Here is an 18272-nt window from a genome sequence, read left to right as displayed (position 1 = left end):
CCGCTTCAAAAAAACTTCGATGCTGACCCGGCACAGGCCTGCCGGTTTGGCCCCCTAGCCTAAATCAAGCGGCCTAAGACAGCTGCCGCCGAAGCGGCTTAGCGATCAAGTCTAGCCGAGTGGTTACCGCAACTGCGGATCACCCGAGATACCCCGCGATGGTTGGCCCATCATCTTATAGGCGCTCGCACGCCTCTTAAAAATCGCTGGAACGCTAACACCAGCATTACACTACGATCAATACATCTTTGTGGCTGGAATGCGGCCCGAACTGCGCTGAATTGCGCCGGATTCGCGTCACACGTTTACCCCGCAATCGCAGCTCGCCCAAAAATGGTATCGCCAGCGACGCCTGGTTGCACTCCGAAACACCCAGTTGTGAAGACCTTTTAGTGCCCGAAGCGAGTGTAGGACGGAGCTCTGCCGCGGCGCAACATCCGCCGCGCATCACTTTATGTACGGGAGAGATAGGAGATTGGCTGGGGCGCCAGGATTCGAACCTGGGAATGTCGGTACCAAAAACCGATGCCTTACCACTTGGCGACGCCCCAACCGGGCCCGTCAGCGAGGACGGAGCGCGGTAAATACATAACCCCTCGCCCGGATGCAACGCCGCAAAACGGTCGAATGCAGCGCGAAGTGCAGAAAACCGCATGCATATAATACAACCGATTGCACACAGGCCGGGCGCGGCGGACCGGCACTGAAATCTGTCTGCGAAAGCCTGCGTTTCCCGCGTTGCGCCGCGACAGAGAGTTGGCTATAAGCCGCGCCTCGGTTCGGAGTATAGCTCAGCCTGGTAGAGCACCGTCTTCGGGAGGCGGGGGTCGCAAGTTCGAATCTTGCTACTCCGACCATTCACTTTCCCGCCCCATCCCACACATCTGATCACGCTTGCGTGAGCCCGCAGCCGCACTGCGTCCGGGCGGGATGACAGGGCCGGCTTTCCCTCGACCCATCACAGCCATCTGCCTACATTATCTTCGCAAACAGGACCGCATCTTGCACGACGGTCCGCTGAGTGTGCACGCCTGGGTCGGAAAGGGCTCCCATGAAACAGTTCTGGATTACGTTTTTCGGGTCGGTTGTCGGTGTCGTCGTGGGGGCGATTCTGGCCGGCTTTGCCTTTTTCTTCCTGATCGGCCTGATCATCACAAGCGCGCTGAGCTCGGCGGCGGACGAAACCGCCCTGCCCCGTGGCGGCATTGTCCTGGAATTGGACCTGCGTACGGCCCGCCTTGATACACCGACCCGCTCGCCCTTCGGATTCGCCGAACCGCTCTCCGTGGTCGACATTGTCCGCACGCTGGAACGCGCCGAAGCCGACAGCCGGGTGCAGGGCCTGTTCATCCGCGCCAATGAATTCGGCCTGTCACCGGGCATGGCCGAGGAAATGCGCACCGCCCTCGCCGATTTCCGCGATAGCGGGAAATTCGTGCTGACCCATGCGCAAGGCTTCGAAGGCACCAGCGTCACCGGCTATTTCGCAGTGTCCGGGTCGGACGAGATCTGGCTGCAGGACACGGCCAGCTTCACCCCGGCCGGCCTGGCCTCGGAAGTCATGTTCCTGGGCGGCCTGTTCGAGCATTTCAATGCACAGCCGCAATTCGAGCAATTCCACGAATACAAGAATGCGGCGAACACCTATACCGAGACCGATTTCACCGAGGCGCACCGCGAAGCCGCGGAAAGCTATATCGGGTCGATCTATGATACGGCCGTGAATGCCATTGCCGCTGATCGCGGTTTTGACAGCGACACGGTACGCGGCCTGTTCGAGACGGCACCGCATTCGGCCGAGGAAGCGCTGGACGCTGGCCTGGTCGACCGGCTCGGCCATGTCGTGGAAGCCCGCGAAGCGGCGCTGGCCCAGGCCGGCCCCGCCTCCGAATTCATCAGCCTGTCCGATTATCATGCCGAGGCCACCCCGGCCTGGAGCAATGCTCCGGTCATCGCCCTGATCGAGGGCCAGGGTGCCATCGTCACCGGTTCCGCCCAGAGCGGCCCGTTCGGCGGTGAGGAAATGATCGGCGGCGATTTCATGGCCGAAGCCATTCTGGATGCCGCCGCGGATCCGAATGTCCGCGCCATCGTGCTGCGGGTTGATTCCCCGGGCGGCTCGGCCATTGCCTCCGACCAGATCTGGTTCGCCGTGAACCGCGCCCGCGAAGCCGGCAAGCCGGTCGTCGTCTCGATGGCCTCGCTGGCCGCATCGGGCGGCTATTATATCGCGGCCCCGGCCGATTATGTCCTGGCCCACGCCACCACGCTGACCGGCTCGATCGGCGTGCTGGGCGGCAAGGTTGTTCTGGACGGCACGTTCGAGATGGTCGGGCTGAATGTCGAGACTGTCTCAGTCGGCGGCGAGTTCACGACCGCCATGTCCAGTGCGGAGGCCTGGACCGACAGCCAGCGCGCCGCCTATCGCGAGCAGATGTCCCATATCTATGAGGACTTCACCCAGCGCGTGGCCGATGGCCGCGATCTGCCGCTGGAGCGCGTGCTGGAGATCGCCCGCGGCCGTGTCTGGACCGGTGCACAGGCGCTGGATCTGGGCCTGGTCGACGAGATCGGCGGGTTCCGCGATGCCGTCGCCGTGGCCAAACAACTGGCCGGAATCGATCCGGAGAGCGATGTGCGCCTGCGCCGCTTCCCGCGCGAACGCACCCCGCTGGAAGCCTTCCAGGAAATGTTCGGCGTGTCGGCCGAGACGGCCGAAACGGCGGCCCGTCTCAATGCGCTGATGGAATTGCCGGAAGTGCAGGCCGCCCTGCAGGCCCGCCAGGCCGCCCAGCAGACCGGCGTCCAGATGCGCACCGATACCCGCGTCCCGCAATAGGCCGGGCTTCGCTTGATCCAGGAAAAGGGCTCGCCTCGGCGGGCCCTTTTTTCTGGGCTCAGGCGGCGGTGAGCACGCCGATAAAGAGCAGGATCAACAGGCCGAAGCTCAGCACGAACATGTAGACGAAATCCATGAAGAGCGTGCGCAAGACCGAGGATATCCGGCCATGCTCATAGACCGAGCGGTGGATGCGATAGAGGTAGTAGTTCGACCACAACATGAAGGCGAGAATCGCCCAGCCCGGCCCGATCGCCAGGCTGATCACGCCTAGCAGAATGAACTGGAAGAAGATGAAGGCGTGAAAATGCAGCGACACGACCAGATGGTCGTAGAAGAACAGACCCTTCTTGTAGAAATGCGTCACCGCCAGAAGCAGGGCATAAATCGGCAGTAGTGCAAACAGGAGGCGCGGTGCCCAGGTCTTCATCGCCGTCCACAATGCCTCACCCTGGGTATCAATGATCCGGTCCGCGCCATCGGCCAGACGGTGACGCATCCAGTAGGGGACGCCGGAGACATCACCGACACTCATCGTCCAACCATCCATGTCGACCAGATCCGGGTCCTCATCCGTCGCCGGCTCTTCCTCCGGATAGTCTTCCGGAAGCAGCGCCTGGCGGATGGAGAGCTTCATCTCATTGCGGGTTTGTTGCTGCTGCAACTCCCGGACTTCCTCGGGAACGAGATCACCCGTGTTCTCCAAGGCTTCCAGATTCGCTTCGGTATTATCGAGCTGTTCCATCACCCGGTCGCGTAATTCGGGCGGCAGATTCTGGAGATCCTCGCGTGCCCGCTCAATGCCGACCTGTTGCGCAGCGATTGTTGCCTCGTCCAGGCCGACCGCACCCTCCGAATCGCCGCCGCCGGAATTGACCAGGGAAAAGGCCAGGAAGAAGAGAACGCTGGCCGTCAGATAGAGCCGGAACGGCATCACATAACGGGCGCGCTGGCCGGTCAGATAGGATTTGGTGACAGCGCCGGGACGGAACATAAGCGCCGGCAAGGTGCGCCAGAGCCGGCCCTCCAGGCCCAGCAGCCCGTCGACCACATCCATGAAGAGATCCCAGATGGGACGGTGGAAGGTGTCCGAGGTCTGGCCGCAACTGTGACAGACCGGGCCCGACAAATGGGTGCCGCAATTGGAGCAATCGCCGGCCGCCGTCGGCGATTTGAACATGGAGAAATGCTGGGTCTTCTTGCGCTTTGAGGCGCTGATCGCATCGCCGACCGCGTCTTCCGCCGCGCCGCCGATCACGGCATCCGTGATTGTATCCCCACCAGACATGAAAAAGCCCCGCGACCTGAACCTGTTACGCACAAGCTAGGTCGACGGGGCTTGGTCTGGCAAGCGGCGGTGTCTATTCCGCCGCATCCTCCATCGCACTCGCCAGGCACATATAGCGGGTACGGTGGATGTCCACGATATTGTCTTCCCAGCCAACCACGTCCGGATTCACCAGGTTTTTCGACACATAGTAGACGATCGGGATGATCGGCATGTCATCGACCAGCATCTGCTCGGCCTGGGCCAGCATAGAGCCGCGAAGCGTCTCATCCAGCTCCTGATTAGCCGCCGTGACCATCGCGTCATACTCCGGATTGTTGTAGCGCGAATAATTCATCGGCACCGAGCGGTACTCGCCCAGGAAGAGGAAGTTGTAGGCGTCGTTATAGTCCGCAATCCAGCCACCATCGGCGACCTGATAGTCGTTGGCGCGCAGATTGTCGTAGTGGATCTGCGTGTCGTTGACGATGAGCTGCGGCTGGACCCAGTCGGCGATGGCCGACCAGTCATTCTGGACGACCGGGGCGATACGCGGGTTATCGCCCGTTGCGCGGTAGGTGTATTCGAACTGGAGCGGATTGTCCGGACCGAAGCCCGCCGCTTCCAGAAGGGCCCGCGCCTGTTCCCGGCGCTCCTCGATCGGCGTGTCCGCCCATTGCGCAGACACACCGCCCGGATAGCCATTCACGCCCGGCGGCACCAGGGAATAGGCCGGCTGGAAGCCCGCCCGCAGGATCTCGTCGGCAATGAAGTGACGGTCGATCGACATGCCCAGAGCATTCCGGACATTCGGGTCGGAGAAACCGTCCAGCGTGGTGTTCACGGAGAAGTAGATCGTGCCCATGTAAGGCGCGATGCGGACATAGTCCGGGATCTCGCGGTTCAGGAAGTCCAGCTGCTGGCCCGGGAAATTGTTGTTGATGTGCAGCTCGCCATTACGCACGCGGCGGCCGGCAGCGGAATTGTCCACGGTCGGATAGTAGTAGACGTCATCGATGCAGACATTGTCATTGTCGAAGAAGGTGTCATTGCGCACCAGGTGGACGAAGTTGTTCGTCCGCCAGTCTTCAAGACGGTAGGCGCCATTGACCTGGATATTGGCCGGACGCACCCATTCATCACCATATTGCTCGACCACGTGCTGCGGCAGCGGGAAGCTGGTGTAGTGGGTCAGAAGGCCCGGCAGGTAGGGCGCCGGGTTCTCGAGCGAGACTTCCAGCGTGGAATCATCGATCGCCCGAACACCGATATTTTCGACCGGAGCCAGCCCACGCGTGGCGGCTTCCATGCCGGCAATCGGGTACAGAAGGGAGACGTATTGCGCACCCGTCGCCGGCGAGGCGATGCGGCGCCAGGCAAAGACGAAGTCACTCGCGGTCACCGGCTCGCCATCCGACCAGCTGGCCTCGCGCAGATGGAAGGTCCAGGTCAGACCGTCCTCGGACACCTCATAGCTTTCCGCCATGCCGGGAACCGGAGCGCCGTTTGCATCCTCGGTGAACAGGCCGATGAACATGTCGCCGATAATGTGGTTCTCCCACGTGCCGCTCGCCTTGTGCGGATCGAGCGACAGCGGTTCCGCGGTATTGCCGCGGTGGAGGATGATATTGCCGGATTCAACCGGGCTGCCGCCGCCACAACTGGCCAGGGCCAGGGCCGACGCGGTGACAAGAACGGACTTCAAAAAGACTTTGCGGATCACGGTATCGGTCTCCCCTCCGATGCGGCGGAACTCAACTGAATTCACTCTTCTAGCCGAACATGCCCAAGCGGTCGACAGCTGCAAGCCGGTGTCGCATAGTCACAGCAATTCCGAGATGTATGGAAACCCCATGAAATCCAGATTACTGCTTGTTTTTGCACCACTATTCCTGACGCCGACTGTTCAGGCACAATCCGGCGGCCAGCCGCTGCAACCCCTGTTTGCCTGTCGCGCCATCGAAGATGATTCGGCGCGACTCGCCTGTCTGGATGCTGCTGTCGAGGCACTCTATGGCGATGCGGAGGCCGGCGAAGTGGTTGCCGTGGACCGCGGCCAGATCGAAGCGGCCGAGGAATCCACCTTCGGGTTGAGCATTCCGAACTTCTCCCTGCCCAGCCTGCGCGGCGAGCATGAAGATCTGGCAGAGGCGGAAGCCGCTGAAGTGCATTCGCCCGACCGTGTCGTCACGCGCGATGATGATGGCCGGATCGAACGCATCGAGGAATTGGCGGTCACCGAGATCACCACACGGCGCGACGGCAAGATCGTCATCACCCTGGCCAATGGCCAGGTCTGGCGCCAGACCGATACGACGCGGATCCAGGGGATCAGCCGCGGCGCCCGCCCGGGCCTGACGGCCAATATCCGCAGCGGCGCCCTGGGATCCTATTTCATGCAATTCAACAATGGCGGTCGCTGGTTCCGAGCGGAACGCGTCCAGTAAGCTCATTCAACAAGGTGTAACCCATGTCCCTGACTTCCCGCCTCCTGCTCTCCGCCGCCCTGACCAGCCTGGCCCTGCCGGCTGGCGTGCAGGCCCAGTCCGGTGATCCGGTCGACAATGTCCTGGCCTGCCGCGCAATTGCGGATATCGAGGCCCGCCTGGCCTGTTTCGACCAGACCTCGGCCGCGCTGGAAACCGCACGCTCGACCGGCGATATCCTGATTGTGGAACGCGAAGCGGTCGAGAATGTCGAACGCGACAGTTTCGGCTTCTCCCTGCCGAGCCTGCCCTCGCTGAGCCTGCCAAGCCTGGCCTCGCGCCGGCCCAGCTCGCACGATGCGCTGGCCAGTGCCGATCCTGCGCCTGCGCCGACCCCGGCACCGCAGCCGGCCCAGCCCGCCTCGCCCGCATCCCCCGCCACGTCAGCTCCCACTCCGGCTCCGACGCCCGCTCCGGCACCGGTCCAGGTCGCCGAAGCCACGCCGCAGCGCCCGGCCGTGCCGCCCGTCGATCCGGAAACCGGCGTGCAGCCGGAACCGGAAGACGCAACCGAGATGGCGGAAGAGGAAGTCCGCATCACGGCGCGTGACCGCGATGGCAATGTCGATACGGTCACCATGCGGATCGAGCGCACGCGCACGGTCGGCTATGACACGACGATTTTCTACATGACGAATGGCCAGGTCTGGCGCCAGACCGATGATGGCAGTGTCCGCATCTGGGGCGATGGCCCGCACTATGCGGAAATCCGCCGCGGCGCGATGGATTCCTACCTGCTGCGGATCAATGGCCGCGGCCGCGCCATCCGGGTGCGCCGCCAGAACTAGGCCGCGCCCGAAGCCAGACAGCAAAAAGGCCGCCCGGTGGGCGGCCTTTCTCTTGTCCGGTGTATGCCGGTATCAGCGGTCCTTCGGGTCGATCGCGTCGCGCAGACCATCACCGATGAAGTTCAGGCAGAAGAGCGTGATCATCATGGTCACGGCCGGACCGATCAGCGTCCAGGGCGCCGGTTCCATGTCCTGGGCGCCAGCCGAAATCAGGCGGCCCAGCGAGGTCAGCGGTTCCTGAACACCCAGTCCCAGGAAGGAAAGGAAGCTTTCCGCCAGGATGACGACCGGGATCATCAGCGTGACATAGACCACGACCGGGCCCAGCACGTTGGGAATGATGTGGCGCGAGATGATATTGGTCTTGGACACGCCGGCCGCTTCGGCCGCCTCGACAAATTCCATCCCCTTAAGGGCCAGGGTCTGGCCGCGCACGATCCGCGCCATGGTCAGCCATTCCACCGCCCCGATGGCGACGAAGATCAGCACGATATTGCGGCCGAACACGACCATCAGGATGATCACGAAGAAGATGAAGGGCAGCGAATAGAGGATGTCGACCACGCGCATCATGGCCTGGTCCACCTTGCCGCCGACAAAGCCGGCAATCGCGCCCCAGGTCACACCGATGACCAGGGAGACGATGGTGGCGACCACGCCCACCATGAGCGAGACCCGCAGACCGACCAGGATACGCGCGACCATGTCGCGGCCCTGGGCGTCGGTTCCCAGCAAATGCCAGTTTTCCAGCGTCGGACCGATCCAGACCCGATCCCGATAGATCGTGTCATAATCATGAACCCAGAGCAGCTGGCCGATCGTGGCCAGCACAACCAGAATGCCCAGCACGATCATCGAGGCCACGGCCGCACGGTTGCGCAGCAGACGGGCCAGCGCATCATCCCAGAGCGAGCGGCCCTTGACGGCCGCCGTCTCGAGAAGCTCGGCCTTTTCCTGAGGGGTCGAGATCAGGCTCATCAGTCGTACTTCACTTTCGGGTTGAGCACGCCGTAAAGCAGGTCGGCCAGCAGGTTGAGCAGGATGATGAGCGAGGCGTAGATGATCACGACACCCATCACGACCGTGTAGTCACGCTGCAGGGCGGCGTCGACGAAATGCTTGCCGATACCCGGCAGCTGGAAGACGCGCTCGATGACCAGCGAACCGGACAGGACGGCCGCGGAAGCCGGGCCGAGATAGCTGACCAGCGGCAGGATCGCGGAGCGCAGGGCGTGTTTGAAAATCACCGCCGTCGCCGACAGGCCCTTGGCCCGCGCCGTGCGGATGTAATTCGAGCGGATCACCTCGATCATGGAGGCACGCATGAGGCGCGCAATGATGGCGATCTGCGGCAGGGCCAGGGTGATGATCGGCAGGATGAGACGATCCGGCGTCATGCCGAAGCGTGGATCCAGACCACCGGTTGGCACCCAACCCAGGTAAAGACCGAAGACGAGGGCGAGGATCGGACCCATGACAAAGGGCGGGATGGATATGCCCACCATGGCGAAGGTCATAATCGAGAAATCGCCGGATGTGTTCTGCCTGAGCGCGGCAATGGATCCGAGCAGGGATCCCAGCGCGATGGCCAGCGCCATGGAGAGAATGCCGATCGTGGCGGAGACCGGGAAGCCTTCCGCAATGATTTCAGCGACCCGCTTGTCACGCAGTTTTAGCGAAGGGCCGAGATCTCCCTGGAAGAGATTGCCCATGTAATCAACATACTGGCGCCAGAGGGGCTGATCCATGCCGTAATTGGCGAGGATGGTCTGCCGGGTCTCTTCCGGCATGGGGCGTTCCAGGTCGAACGGGCCGCCCGGAGCTGCGCGCATCATGAAAAAGGCGACCGTAATGATCACCAGAATCGTCGGGATGGCGACGCCGATGCGCCGGATTACGAAACCAAACATGAATGAACCGGCTCTTCCCAGAATTGGGGCAGTTTCAATGCGAGACACTCATTGTCAATGAAGTGTGTGCCGTTCGTGTGCAGTCGCTGCGCTGTCCAGCGGCGGCAGGGGCGCCGTCCGGGACAGCCCTGTCTCGCTTGTCGCGGGACTGATAAAAAACTGTAAGGTTGCCACAGCCAGAACGAGCCAGCCCAGCCGCACGAGGCGCTTGCTTAGGAATTGTCCGCCGTTCACATTCGCCTCCCGCATTCCGGCCATGTCCCGGTCACGCAAAATCCGCGCCGTGTGTGATCCAGCGTGAATTGCATGTGTTCGACTCATGCCTAGGATGCGGACCGGTTGAGTCAGGAAGGGCCGATCCATGCACAGTGCGCTGTGGTGGCGAGATTTCGAATTCCAGGACGGTGTTGTCACCGTCAAGAAGACGGGAGCCCGCCTGCCCATCGAACCCGGTCTGATCGGCGAAGTCCTGGCCTGGTTCCCCTTCTATTTCGTCGCCGAAGGCTGGCGCCTGAAGGCGGCAGCGGGAACCGGACCGCGGATCTGGTTCACACCGGACCGGCCGCGGCCCTGGTATCTGATCTGGTCCGTGCTGCACGCAGCCGGCGCCCGCATCGCCCGCTCACCGGAAGAAGCCGATGCCGTCTTTGTCTTCGATGACAGCACGACCTGTTCCGCCATGCCGGTTCCGCCCGGTGTGCCGGTGGTGAACCGGGACTGCCAGTCCATCGCCAAGAGCCATGTCGCCCGCGTGTTCGAGCAATGCTTCGGCTATGCCCTCGCCGTCGATCCGGAGAGCTGGACCGGGCCGATGGTGGAGAAATCCGAGATCAATGGTGCCCATGATGGCCGCATCGTGCAGGGCCCCTGCCCGGCCAAGCCCGGCCATGTCTATCAGCGCGTGATCGATAATCGCACGGAGAACGGGCTGGTCGAGGACCTGCGCTGCCCGACGATCGGCGGGAAAATCCCGCTGGTCATGTACAAGCGCCGCCGCGTCGAGACGCGCTTCTGCAATTCCAATGACGAGGTCGAGATCGCCGCGACCGGCGATGTGCTCTCCCGGCAGGAAGTGGAACAGCTGGGCGAGTTCGCCCGCGCCATGAAGCTGGACTGGGGCGGGCTGGACGTGCTGCGCGACCGCAGTGATGGCCGCCTCTACGTCGTCGACGTCAACAAGACCGATATGGGCCCGCCGATCGCGATGGCCCTGAATGACAAGATCACCGTGACCCGCAGCCTGGCCGAGGCTTTCCTCGAACATCTGCAGGCGAACACCGCTACACAGAATGCCAAAGCCTCATGACCGCCATTCCCTTTGTCCGTGACTTCCAGTTTGAATATGGCCGCTGCGATACGCTGTCGCCGCTGATCCGCCGCGTCGTGGCCCCCAATCCGGGGCCCTTCACCTATACCGGGACCGGCGTCTACATCATCGGCCATGGCAAGGTCGCCGTGATCGATCCGGGTCCCGTGGATCCGGACCATATCGCCGCGCTGGATGCGGCCCTGGAGGGCGAGACCGTCACCCATGTCTTCGTGACCCACCATCATCTGGACCATTCACCCATGGCCCATCCGCTGGCGCAGAAGCATGGCGCGAAAGTCTACGGCTTCGGCCCGCAAATCACGCCACCGGCCGGCGGGGAAGTGCGTCTGGAAGCGGGCGATGATGTCGGTTTCCAACCGGACATCCAGGTCGCGGACGAGGAAGTCTTCAACGGCGCGGGCTGGACGATCGAGGCGCTTCACACGCCCGGGCACACCTCCAACCATGTCTGCTACGCGCTCAAGGAAGAGAACACGCTGTTCTGCGGCGATCATGTCATGGCCTGGTCGACCAGTGTGATCAGCCCGCCGGACGGGCATATGGGCAGCTATCTCAGACAGCTGGCCCGGATCCGCGACCGCGAGTTCGACGTTCTCTGGCCCACGCACGGACCGGCCGTCACGGAGCCGCGGACCTTCATCCAGGCCTATATCGATCACCGCGAAAAGCGCGAAGCGCAAATCCTGGAACAGATCGAGGCGGGCCGGACCGGTGTGCGCGACATGGTCGAGGCCATGTATGCCGATGTCGACAAGCGCCTCCATCCGGCGGCCGCGCACTCCGTGCTGGCGCATATCATCCATCTGGTGGAAACCGGCCGCGTCCTGTGCGACGCGGACGAGCCGGGCCTGGCCGATACCTACCGCCTGCCGGAAAACGCCTAGTTTTTGAAAACGCCTGGTCTTTGACGACCTAGTCCTCGCCCGCCATCGCGGCGAGGAAGTCGGCAGCCCGCGCGGGATTGCGGCCCAGATCGTGGACCGGACGCCGGGCCAGGGTGCGGATATCCACCAGGGACCCGCCCTGCCCGTCCTCGCGGATGCGTACGACAATGTCATCGCGCAGGCCGAACCAGAAACTCTCCGCACCGGCCTCGAACATGCCGGCACTGCGCGAGGCCGATCCGACCCGCCAGTTATTCTCATGGGCATAGGTCATGGCCGCGTCGAACACGACGTCCGGCGAGCGGTCCAGCTGCAGCGTGGTCAGGTCCGGATAGAGTTCCGCCTGCACTTCGGCCAGGGGACGCCCGGCCTCATCCTGCTTGGCGGCATAGTCCAGGCTCTCCGCATTCGCCCCCCGCCGGGCGACGAGACTGGTTGAGAAATTCGGCGGGTCGGCCGGATCCGTAGTGATGTCGAGCAAGGGCCGCGTGGCCGCACGGGCCTGGTCGATCGACCAGGTCCAGCCCAGCCCGGCCAGGCCGATGGCCAGCACCAGAATGGGTGAGGACACGACACCGAAGACTTCCTTGGCCAGGAGACGGTGCAGCAGCATGAAGATCGCGCCCAGCACGCCGGCGATGATACAGGCGAGCAGGAGTTTTTGCCCCATCTCGCGGGTCATCCAGCCCAGGCCGAACTCCAGCGAGAGGAATTCCCATTTCGTGCCGAAGGCGGCCACCAGGAACCAGACCGGTGTGACCAGCGCCAGCAAGGCGCAAATCCACCCCAGCGGGAGAATGATCGCCCGCAGAATGTCCAAAACCCGTGACATGAGTGTCGCCCCCGCGATGCCTACAGCCTAAGGATACAACCGGTCGACGCCCCATGGCGACCCCAAATCGGGCCGTGTGAAGGACATTCTGTCGTGCAGGCGGAAAGGACGGTCGCGCCAGAACTCCATGGAGAGCGGCCGAATGCGGAAGCCGGACCAGTGCGGCGGACGCGGGACCTCGCCCAAGCCAAAGCGCGCGGCTTCCCGGGCGACCGACTTTTCCAGCGCAAACCGGCTCTCCAGCGGACGCGATTGCTTGGACGCCCAGGCGCCGATCCGGCTGTCGCGATGGCGCGAGGCGAAATAGGCATTCGCCTCCTCCTCGCTGACAGCCTCCACCAGACCGCGTACCCGCACCTGGCGGCGCAGGCTCTTCCAGTGGAAACACAGGGCCGCCTGGCTGTTCTCGGCCAGCTGGCGTCCCTTGGCGCTTTCCAGATTGGTGTAGAAGACGAAGCCCTCCGCATCGACATCCTTCAGGAGCACCATGCGGACATCCGGCAGACCGGTCTCGTCCGCCGTGGCCAGAGCCATCGCATTGGGATCATTCGGCTCTTTGCGCTTGGCATCCTTGAGCCAGTCGGCAAACAGGGCGAACGGGTCCTCGCGGTCGAAAATCTCGGCGGCATTCGCCTCAACCGTTTTGGCATAGGCCTCTGCGTCCGGTGAGGGCGGGATGAGATCATCCTTCTTGGACATGGGATTGCGGGCCTCCTGCAGCGCTCCCCGCCTAGTTAAGCGCCTGATGCGCCGGGTCAAGTTTTCCCGCAGCCCGTCAACCTTTCGGGAATCTTCTCGCGCTAGATTTGGCGCATGACATCGCGTGTTACGAGTTTGAGGGACGCCTATTCGGCGCTGGGCCTTGAGCCTGGTGACGGCCCCCTTGCGGCCAAATCGGCCTTTCGCACGCTGGTGAAAACCCTGCATCCCGACGTCACGGAGCCCACGCCGCAAACCCTGACCCAGCTGGCGCGCATTGTTGCCGCGATGGAGCTGATCAAGGCGGTCGGCCCGACCGGTCTGGACCTGGAGATCAGTTCCAACCAGGCCGCCACGGGCCTGACACGGACAGTGCGGCATGGCGAGCGTCCCCTTCTGGTGCGCATACCCGCCGGTGTACTGGACGGAGAGATCATCCACGCTGTCGGCGAGCCGGACATCACGATCACGATCCGCATCACGGCCAGCGAACCGGTGCCGGAAAGCCCGGCTGCACCGCTGGTCGAAAGCGCGGATCTGGATGCCTTCATCCATGAATATTCCCGCCCTTCGGCCCATGCCCGCCTGGCCCGCTGGATCCGCAAAGCGCAGTCGGCCGCTTAACGGGGCGAAATTCCGCGTCTAGTGTGCGCAAAACACGCGGGTTCCACATGTCTCACAATTCGTTCGGACACCTTTTCCGGGTCACCACCTGGGGCGAAAGTCATGGACCGGCCATCGGCGCCGTCGTTGATGGCTGCCCGGCCGGCATTCCCCTGACCGAGGCTGATCTCCAACCCTGGCTGGATTTGCGCCGTCCCGGTACGAGCCGCCATGTCACCCCGCGCCAGGAAACCGACCAGGTCCGCATCCTGTCCGGCGTGTTCGAGGATGACCGCACGGGCGGCCCGATCACCACCGGCACGCCGATCAGCCTGCTGATCGAGAATGTGGATGCGCGCTCGAAGGATTATGGCGATATCCGCGACAAATGGCGGCCCGGCCATGCCGATTATACCTATGACATGAAGTATGGCGTGCGCGATTATCGCGGCGGCGGCCGGTCCTCGGCCCGCGAAACCGCCATGCGCGTTGCCGCCGGCGGCATTGCCCGCAAGGTGCTGGGCGATGGCATCACCATCCGCGCCGCCCTGGTCCAGGTCGGCGAGCGCGCCATCAATCGCGAGCGCTGGGACTGGGATGCGGTCAGCCAAAACCCCTTTTTCTGCCCCGACGCGGAAACCGCTTCCCTGTGGGAAGCCGACATGGACGCCCTGCGCAAGGACGGCTCCTCCACCGGCGCGATTGTTGAAGTCGTGGTGTCCGGCGTGCCGGCCGGCTGGGGTGCGCCCGTCTATGGCAAGCTGGACAGTGACCTGGCCATGGCAATGATGACGATCAACGCCGTGAAGGGCGTCGAGATCGGCGCCGGTTTCGGCTCTGCCGCCATGCGCGGCGAGGATGCCGCCGATGAAATGCGCATGAGCCAGGACGGACCGGTCTTCCAGTCCAATTTCAATGGCGGCGTTCTGGGCGGTATTTCCACCGGCCAGGACCTCGTGATCCGCTTCGCCGTCAAACCCACCTCCTCCATCCGCATCGAACGCCGCACGCTCAACCGCGATTTCGAGGAAACCACGATCGAAACGCGGGGCCGTCATGATCCGTGTGTCGGCATTCGCGCGGTGCCGGTGGGTGAAGCGATGGCCGCGCTGGTGCTGGCGGATCACAAGCTGCGGCATACGGGGCAGTCGGCGTTTTAGGGCCGGCTTTCCTGTCATCACCTTACCTCCGTCATCCCACGGTGGGCGCGTAGCGCACATCCGGGGGACCTGCGCTTACCCGCCGGCCGGTTGGGTGAGGTCCCCCGGATGCCCTGCGGGCACCGCGGGATGACGAGTGGATGGGTATAGGAGAACAACACGCCCCTCCCCCCAAATCCCAACATGACTGGACCGTTCATGTTGGGCTCATGCGCGGGGTTTTAGCTTTCGGTTAACCTGGCCGGGGAAGCCCCGGTGTAGACCCGGAGGCGTGTCCCATGACACCACGCAAAATCCGTCTGATGGGCGCGGCACTCGCAGCCCTTCTTCTCACACCGGCCCTGCTGGATGTGGCGCCGGCCGAAGCCCAGCGCCAGGAACGCGGGGCCGAGCGCGGTGATCGCGGCGATCGTGGCGCGCGCGGGGATCGTGGTGGCCGCCGTCAGGATGGCCGCGATGGCTCTCAGCGCCAGGGGCGCAGCGAGGCCCGGCCCCAGCGTGACAATCGACAATCCTCCGGTGACCGTGGCAATCGCGGCAATCGCCAGACCGCTGACAATCGGGGCGGACGCGGCGATTATGCCCGCGGCCCGGGCCGCAATCCGCGCAATACGGACCGCGCCGTCGCACCGCGCGAGCAGGCCGACCGGGGCGCGCGCCGCCCGGTCATGCGGCCGGTTGAACGCACGCAGCAACCACCCCGCCGGGACGTCGCCAACCGGACACCGGGGCGCCGCGATGATGTCCGCAATCCGGACCGCGGGCCGCGCCGGGATGGTGTGAGAAATCCGGGTCGCCGCGACGGCAATTGGTCCAGCGACCGAGACAGCCGCCGGGATGGCGTGCGCAATCCGGACCGGGGTCCGCGCCGTGATGGTGTGAGAAATCCGGGCCGCGACAGCCGCCGGGATGGCGTCCGCAATCCGGGCCGGGATGACCGCTTTGACCGTCGCCCGGATCGTGACAATCGTTTCGCCGGCCGCGGCGACCGCGATGGCCGCTATGGGCACCGTCCGGACCGGGATAATCGCTGGGACCGCCGTCCCGGCCGCGATAGCCGGTATGATCGCCGTCCCGGCCGCGACAATCGCTGGGACCGGGGACCGAACCGCCGTCCGGGCGCGCATCATGACCGCCGCCGCTGGGAATATGCGGAGCGCCGCCGGAACTTCTATCGGGACCGCGCCCGCCGCCAGCAGCAATTGCGCTGGATCCGCCATATGAACCATGGCTGGAACTCCAGCCGCTATTACGGTCATTGGGGCCCGTCGAGCCGCTGGCGCTATCACCGCACCTATTACAATCATGGCTATAACAGCCGGAACTTCGCCTATTATGACGGTCTGTGCCGCTATAATGGCAATGGTGACGGCGCCGTGGTCGGGGCCCTGCTGGGCGCCCTGGTCGGAGGCTATGCCGCCGGTGACGACAATGTCGGCGCAGGCATCCTGGTCGGGGCCGGTTTCGGCGCCGTGCTGGGCTCCAGCCTGGACCGGTTCGATGATTGCGACCGGGCGCAGTATCACTACGCCATGAATTACGCCTTCGATTACGGCCAGCCCTATTACTGGGCCAACCCGTATTCCGGTGTCCGCGGGGCCATCATCATCCGCGAGACCTATTACAATGCCGGCGTGGAATGCCGCTGGGGGGATGCGGAAATCTACATGCCCGACGGCACTTATAATTATGACCGTGTCCGCATGTGCCGGGATGGCTATGGCGACTGGCAGGTCGCCTACCGGCAATAGGATCTGTCCAAAGACCGGATGCCGAAAAGGGCGGGTGGCGACACCCGCCCTTTTTGCTGTCCGGAGCCCGGCCTCCGGAGCGGCCTGAATCTTGCGAATTGTTCAGGAAGCTGTTCATGCTGGGCTCATCGGGCCCGTGCGAGTGTGGCGTCAACACCGGGATGATATGTCCCGTCCCATTCTGGAGGCACATGATGAAATTGCTGACCCCCGCCCTGCTCGCCGCCTCGGCCCTGACCGTTTGTGTTCCGGCCGTCGCCCAGGCCCAGTCCTATCAGGCGCAATCCTACCAGGAATGCGAGAATGCCCGTCAGAACCGTCAGGTCGCCGGCGCCATCATTGGTGGCATTCTGGGCGCCGTGATCGGCAATGAACTGGCCGATGACAGCAATAATAACCGCCATGGCCGCCCGGACCGGTATGACCGCCGTGCCCGCTGGGATGATCGCGCCCGCCATCATTCGCGCTATGACCGCCGTTATGAACACCGCGACCGCGGCAATGCCGAGGAAGTCGGCACGATTGCCGGCGCGGGTGTCGGTGCCGTGATCGGGGCCGGTATCGCCGGTGGTGATGATTGCGGCCGCCAGACCTATCGCGCTTCCGATCCCTATGCCGGCAAGCCCTCCGGTTATGGCTATCAGGACAGCTATTACGACGACGGCTATTCGGACGAGTATTACTATGCCGACGACAATGGCGGCGGTGGCAATTACGCCTATGAGGATTACGGTTCCTCGGGCGAGCTGCTGGGCGGATCGGAACAGCGTGCCGAAGCCCGCATCTACAATACGGCCGCGGCGCCGGCCAATGGCCAGTGCCAATGGTCCCAGACGCGCCGGCTCAATGCCTATGGAGAGGCCTATACCGACCAGGTCTACATGTGCCAGGGCATGGACGGGATCTGGCGCCCCGCGGACACATACGGCGAGTAAGTGCTGCGGGACCGGATCAATCCGGTTGGAAACGGCGCGTGGCGGCCATAAGGTATTCCTGATTGCCGTCACCGCCTTTTATGGGACTGTCGATGACCGAAGTAACCGAGACGCCCTCCAGCCCCTCGAAGCCTGAGCGTACGTCTGCGACCGCCCGTTCGCGGTCGCTGTCGCTTTTCACCAGGCCGCCCTTGCCGATCGAGGCCCTGCCGACCTCGAACTGGGGCTTGATCAAGGCGATCAAATCGCTGCGCGCCGCCGTCAGCGGCAGCACGGGCGGCAACAGTTTCAGCAAGGATATGAAGCTGGCATCGCAGACCAGCAGCGAGGGCGGTTCGCAGAACATGTCCGCCGCCAATGACCGGGCGTCCGTGCCTTCCATCGACACGACCCGCGCATCCGCCTGAAGCGAGGCGTGCAGCTGGTCCCGGCCGACATCGACCGCATAGACCTTCGCCGCCCCGCGTGACAGCAGGACCTGGGTAAAGCCCCCGGTCGACGCGCCCACATCCAGACAGACCCGCCCCGCCGGATCGATCCCGAATTCGTCCAGCGCTGCGACCAGTTTGAGCGCCGCGCGCGACACCCAGGGATGGGCCGCCTCGGCCGTCACCTCGGCGCCGTCGGGAATTTTCTGCGAAGGCTTGGTCAGGACCTGGCCATTCACCACCACCTTGCCAGCCGCAATCGCCTCCTGGGCCTTGGCCCGGGTTTCAAAATGTCCGTGGTCGACAAGATAGCGATCGGCGCGCATGGCGTGTCCATGAAAAGTGACTGGGGTCACGACG

The 18272-nt window shown here is 63.8% G+C and carries 16 protein-coding genes and 2 tRNA genes; 10 read left to right on the top strand and 8 right to left on the bottom strand.

What is annotated here, in order from left to right:
- Nucleotides 1–476 precede the first annotated feature (476 nt).
- Nucleotides 477–551: transfer RNA gene (locus tag I0K07_RS10675), tRNA-Gln, on the bottom strand.
- Nucleotides 552–780: 229 nt separating this feature from the next.
- Here I0K07_RS10675 and I0K07_RS10670 point away from each other — a divergent pair.
- Together I0K07_RS10670 and sppA are read left to right on the top strand one after the other, a co-directional pair.
- Nucleotides 781–857: transfer RNA gene (locus I0K07_RS10670), tRNA-Pro, on the top strand.
- A gap of 194 nt (nucleotides 858–1051) precedes the next feature.
- Nucleotides 1052–2839, top strand: a complete 1788-nt coding sequence (gene sppA / locus I0K07_RS10665; RefSeq protein WP_203293196.1) for a signal peptide peptidase SppA — start codon at nucleotides 1052–1054, stop codon at nucleotides 2837–2839.
- A gap of 58 nt (nucleotides 2840–2897) precedes the next feature.
- On the opposite strand, the gene I0K07_RS10660 is transcribed toward sppA, so the two are convergent.
- Both I0K07_RS10660 and I0K07_RS10655 read right to left on the bottom strand, forming a co-directional pair.
- Nucleotides 2898–4127: a DUF3667 domain-containing protein gene (locus I0K07_RS10660; RefSeq protein WP_203293194.1), complete on the bottom strand. Its 1230-nt coding sequence runs from the start codon at nucleotides 4125–4127 to the stop codon at nucleotides 2898–2900.
- Between the two features lie 73 nt (nucleotides 4128–4200).
- The gene (locus tag I0K07_RS10655) at nucleotides 4201–5829 is read right to left on the bottom strand and encodes an ABC transporter substrate-binding protein (protein WP_203293192.1); all 1629 of its coding nucleotides are present in this window, start codon (nucleotides 5827–5829) and stop codon (nucleotides 4201–4203) included.
- Nucleotides 5830–5959: 130 nt separating this feature from the next.
- On the opposite strand from I0K07_RS10655, the gene I0K07_RS10650 reads away from it, so the two are divergent.
- Together I0K07_RS10650 and I0K07_RS10645 are read left to right on the top strand one after the other, a co-directional pair.
- A complete protein-coding gene (locus tag I0K07_RS10650) occupies nucleotides 5960–6553 on the top strand; it encodes a hypothetical protein (RefSeq protein ID WP_203293190.1) in 594 nt (197 codons plus the stop codon).
- Nucleotides 6554–6576: 23 nt separating this feature from the next.
- The gene (locus tag I0K07_RS10645) at nucleotides 6577–7380 is read left to right on the top strand and encodes a hypothetical protein (RefSeq protein WP_203293188.1); all 804 of its coding nucleotides are present in this window, start codon (nucleotides 6577–6579) and stop codon (nucleotides 7378–7380) included.
- A 72-nt stretch (nucleotides 7381–7452) separates the two neighbouring features.
- Here the strand turns inward: I0K07_RS10645 and I0K07_RS10640 are convergent, their stop codons facing one another.
- On the bottom strand, nucleotides 7453–8358 hold the full coding sequence (locus tag I0K07_RS10640; protein WP_203293186.1) for an ABC transporter permease: 906 nt from the start codon (nucleotides 8356–8358) through the stop codon (nucleotides 7453–7455).
- Entirely contained in the window at nucleotides 8358–9290 is a 933-nt protein-coding gene (locus I0K07_RS10635) for an ABC transporter permease (RefSeq protein WP_203293184.1), read from the bottom strand. Before I0K07_RS10635 ends, I0K07_RS10640 begins: the two co-directional genes overlap by 1 nt.
- Before the next feature lie 361 nt (nucleotides 9291–9651).
- Between I0K07_RS10635 and I0K07_RS10630 the strand changes: the two genes are divergently transcribed.
- Nucleotides 9652–10596, top strand: a complete 945-nt coding sequence (locus I0K07_RS10630) for an ATP-grasp domain-containing protein (RefSeq protein ID WP_203293182.1) — start codon at nucleotides 9652–9654, stop codon at nucleotides 10594–10596.
- Entirely contained in the window at nucleotides 10593–11504 is a 912-nt protein-coding gene (locus I0K07_RS10625; protein WP_203293180.1) for an MBL fold metallo-hydrolase, read from the top strand. The genes I0K07_RS10630 and I0K07_RS10625 overlap by 4 nt, the downstream gene beginning before the upstream one ends.
- Nucleotides 11505–11532: 28 nt before the next feature.
- Here I0K07_RS10625 and I0K07_RS10620 read toward each other — a convergent pair whose 3' ends face one another.
- Together I0K07_RS10620 and pdxH are read right to left on the bottom strand one after the other, a co-directional pair.
- Nucleotides 11533–12336: a DUF1499 domain-containing protein gene (locus tag I0K07_RS10620; protein WP_203293178.1), complete on the bottom strand. Its 804-nt coding sequence runs from the start codon at nucleotides 12334–12336 to the stop codon at nucleotides 11533–11535.
- A 27-nt stretch (nucleotides 12337–12363) separates the two neighbouring features.
- Nucleotides 12364–13035, bottom strand: coding sequence for a pyridoxamine 5'-phosphate oxidase (gene pdxH, locus I0K07_RS10615; protein ID WP_203293176.1), 672 nt, complete (start codon nucleotides 13033–13035; stop codon nucleotides 12364–12366).
- Between the two features lie 114 nt (nucleotides 13036–13149).
- Here pdxH and I0K07_RS10610 point away from each other — a divergent pair, with 114 nt between their 5' ends.
- From I0K07_RS10610 to I0K07_RS10595, 4 genes are all read left to right on the top strand, one after another.
- The gene (locus tag I0K07_RS10610) at nucleotides 13150–13659 is read left to right on the top strand and encodes a hypothetical protein (RefSeq protein ID WP_203293174.1); all 510 of its coding nucleotides are present in this window, start codon (nucleotides 13150–13152) and stop codon (nucleotides 13657–13659) included.
- Between the two features lie 47 nt (nucleotides 13660–13706).
- Nucleotides 13707–14798 carry a chorismate synthase gene (gene aroC / locus I0K07_RS10605; protein ID WP_203293172.1) on the top strand — a complete coding sequence of 364 codons (1092 nt, stop codon included), beginning with the start codon at nucleotides 13707–13709 and terminating at the stop codon, nucleotides 14796–14798.
- Between the two features lie 278 nt (nucleotides 14799–15076).
- Entirely contained in the window at nucleotides 15077–16549 is a 1473-nt protein-coding gene (locus I0K07_RS10600; protein ID WP_203293170.1) for a glycine zipper domain-containing protein, read from the top strand.
- A gap of 194 nt (nucleotides 16550–16743) precedes the next feature.
- Nucleotides 16744–17484: a hypothetical protein gene (locus tag I0K07_RS10595; protein WP_203293169.1), complete on the top strand. Its 741-nt coding sequence runs from the start codon at nucleotides 16744–16746 to the stop codon at nucleotides 17482–17484.
- 16 nt (nucleotides 17485–17500) lie between these two features.
- On the opposite strand, the gene I0K07_RS10590 is transcribed toward I0K07_RS10595, so the two are convergent.
- Nucleotides 17501–18238: a TlyA family RNA methyltransferase gene (locus I0K07_RS10590; protein WP_203293167.1), complete on the bottom strand. Its 738-nt coding sequence runs from the start codon at nucleotides 18236–18238 to the stop codon at nucleotides 17501–17503.
- Nucleotides 18239–18272 lie beyond the last annotated feature (34 nt).

The sequence above is a fragment of the Maricaulis parjimensis genome (assembly GCF_016817355.1).
GTDB classification, from domain to species: Bacteria; Pseudomonadota; Alphaproteobacteria; order Caulobacterales; family Maricaulaceae; genus Maricaulis; species Maricaulis parjimensis.
This window is presented reverse-complemented; position numbering and strand designations above follow the sequence as displayed.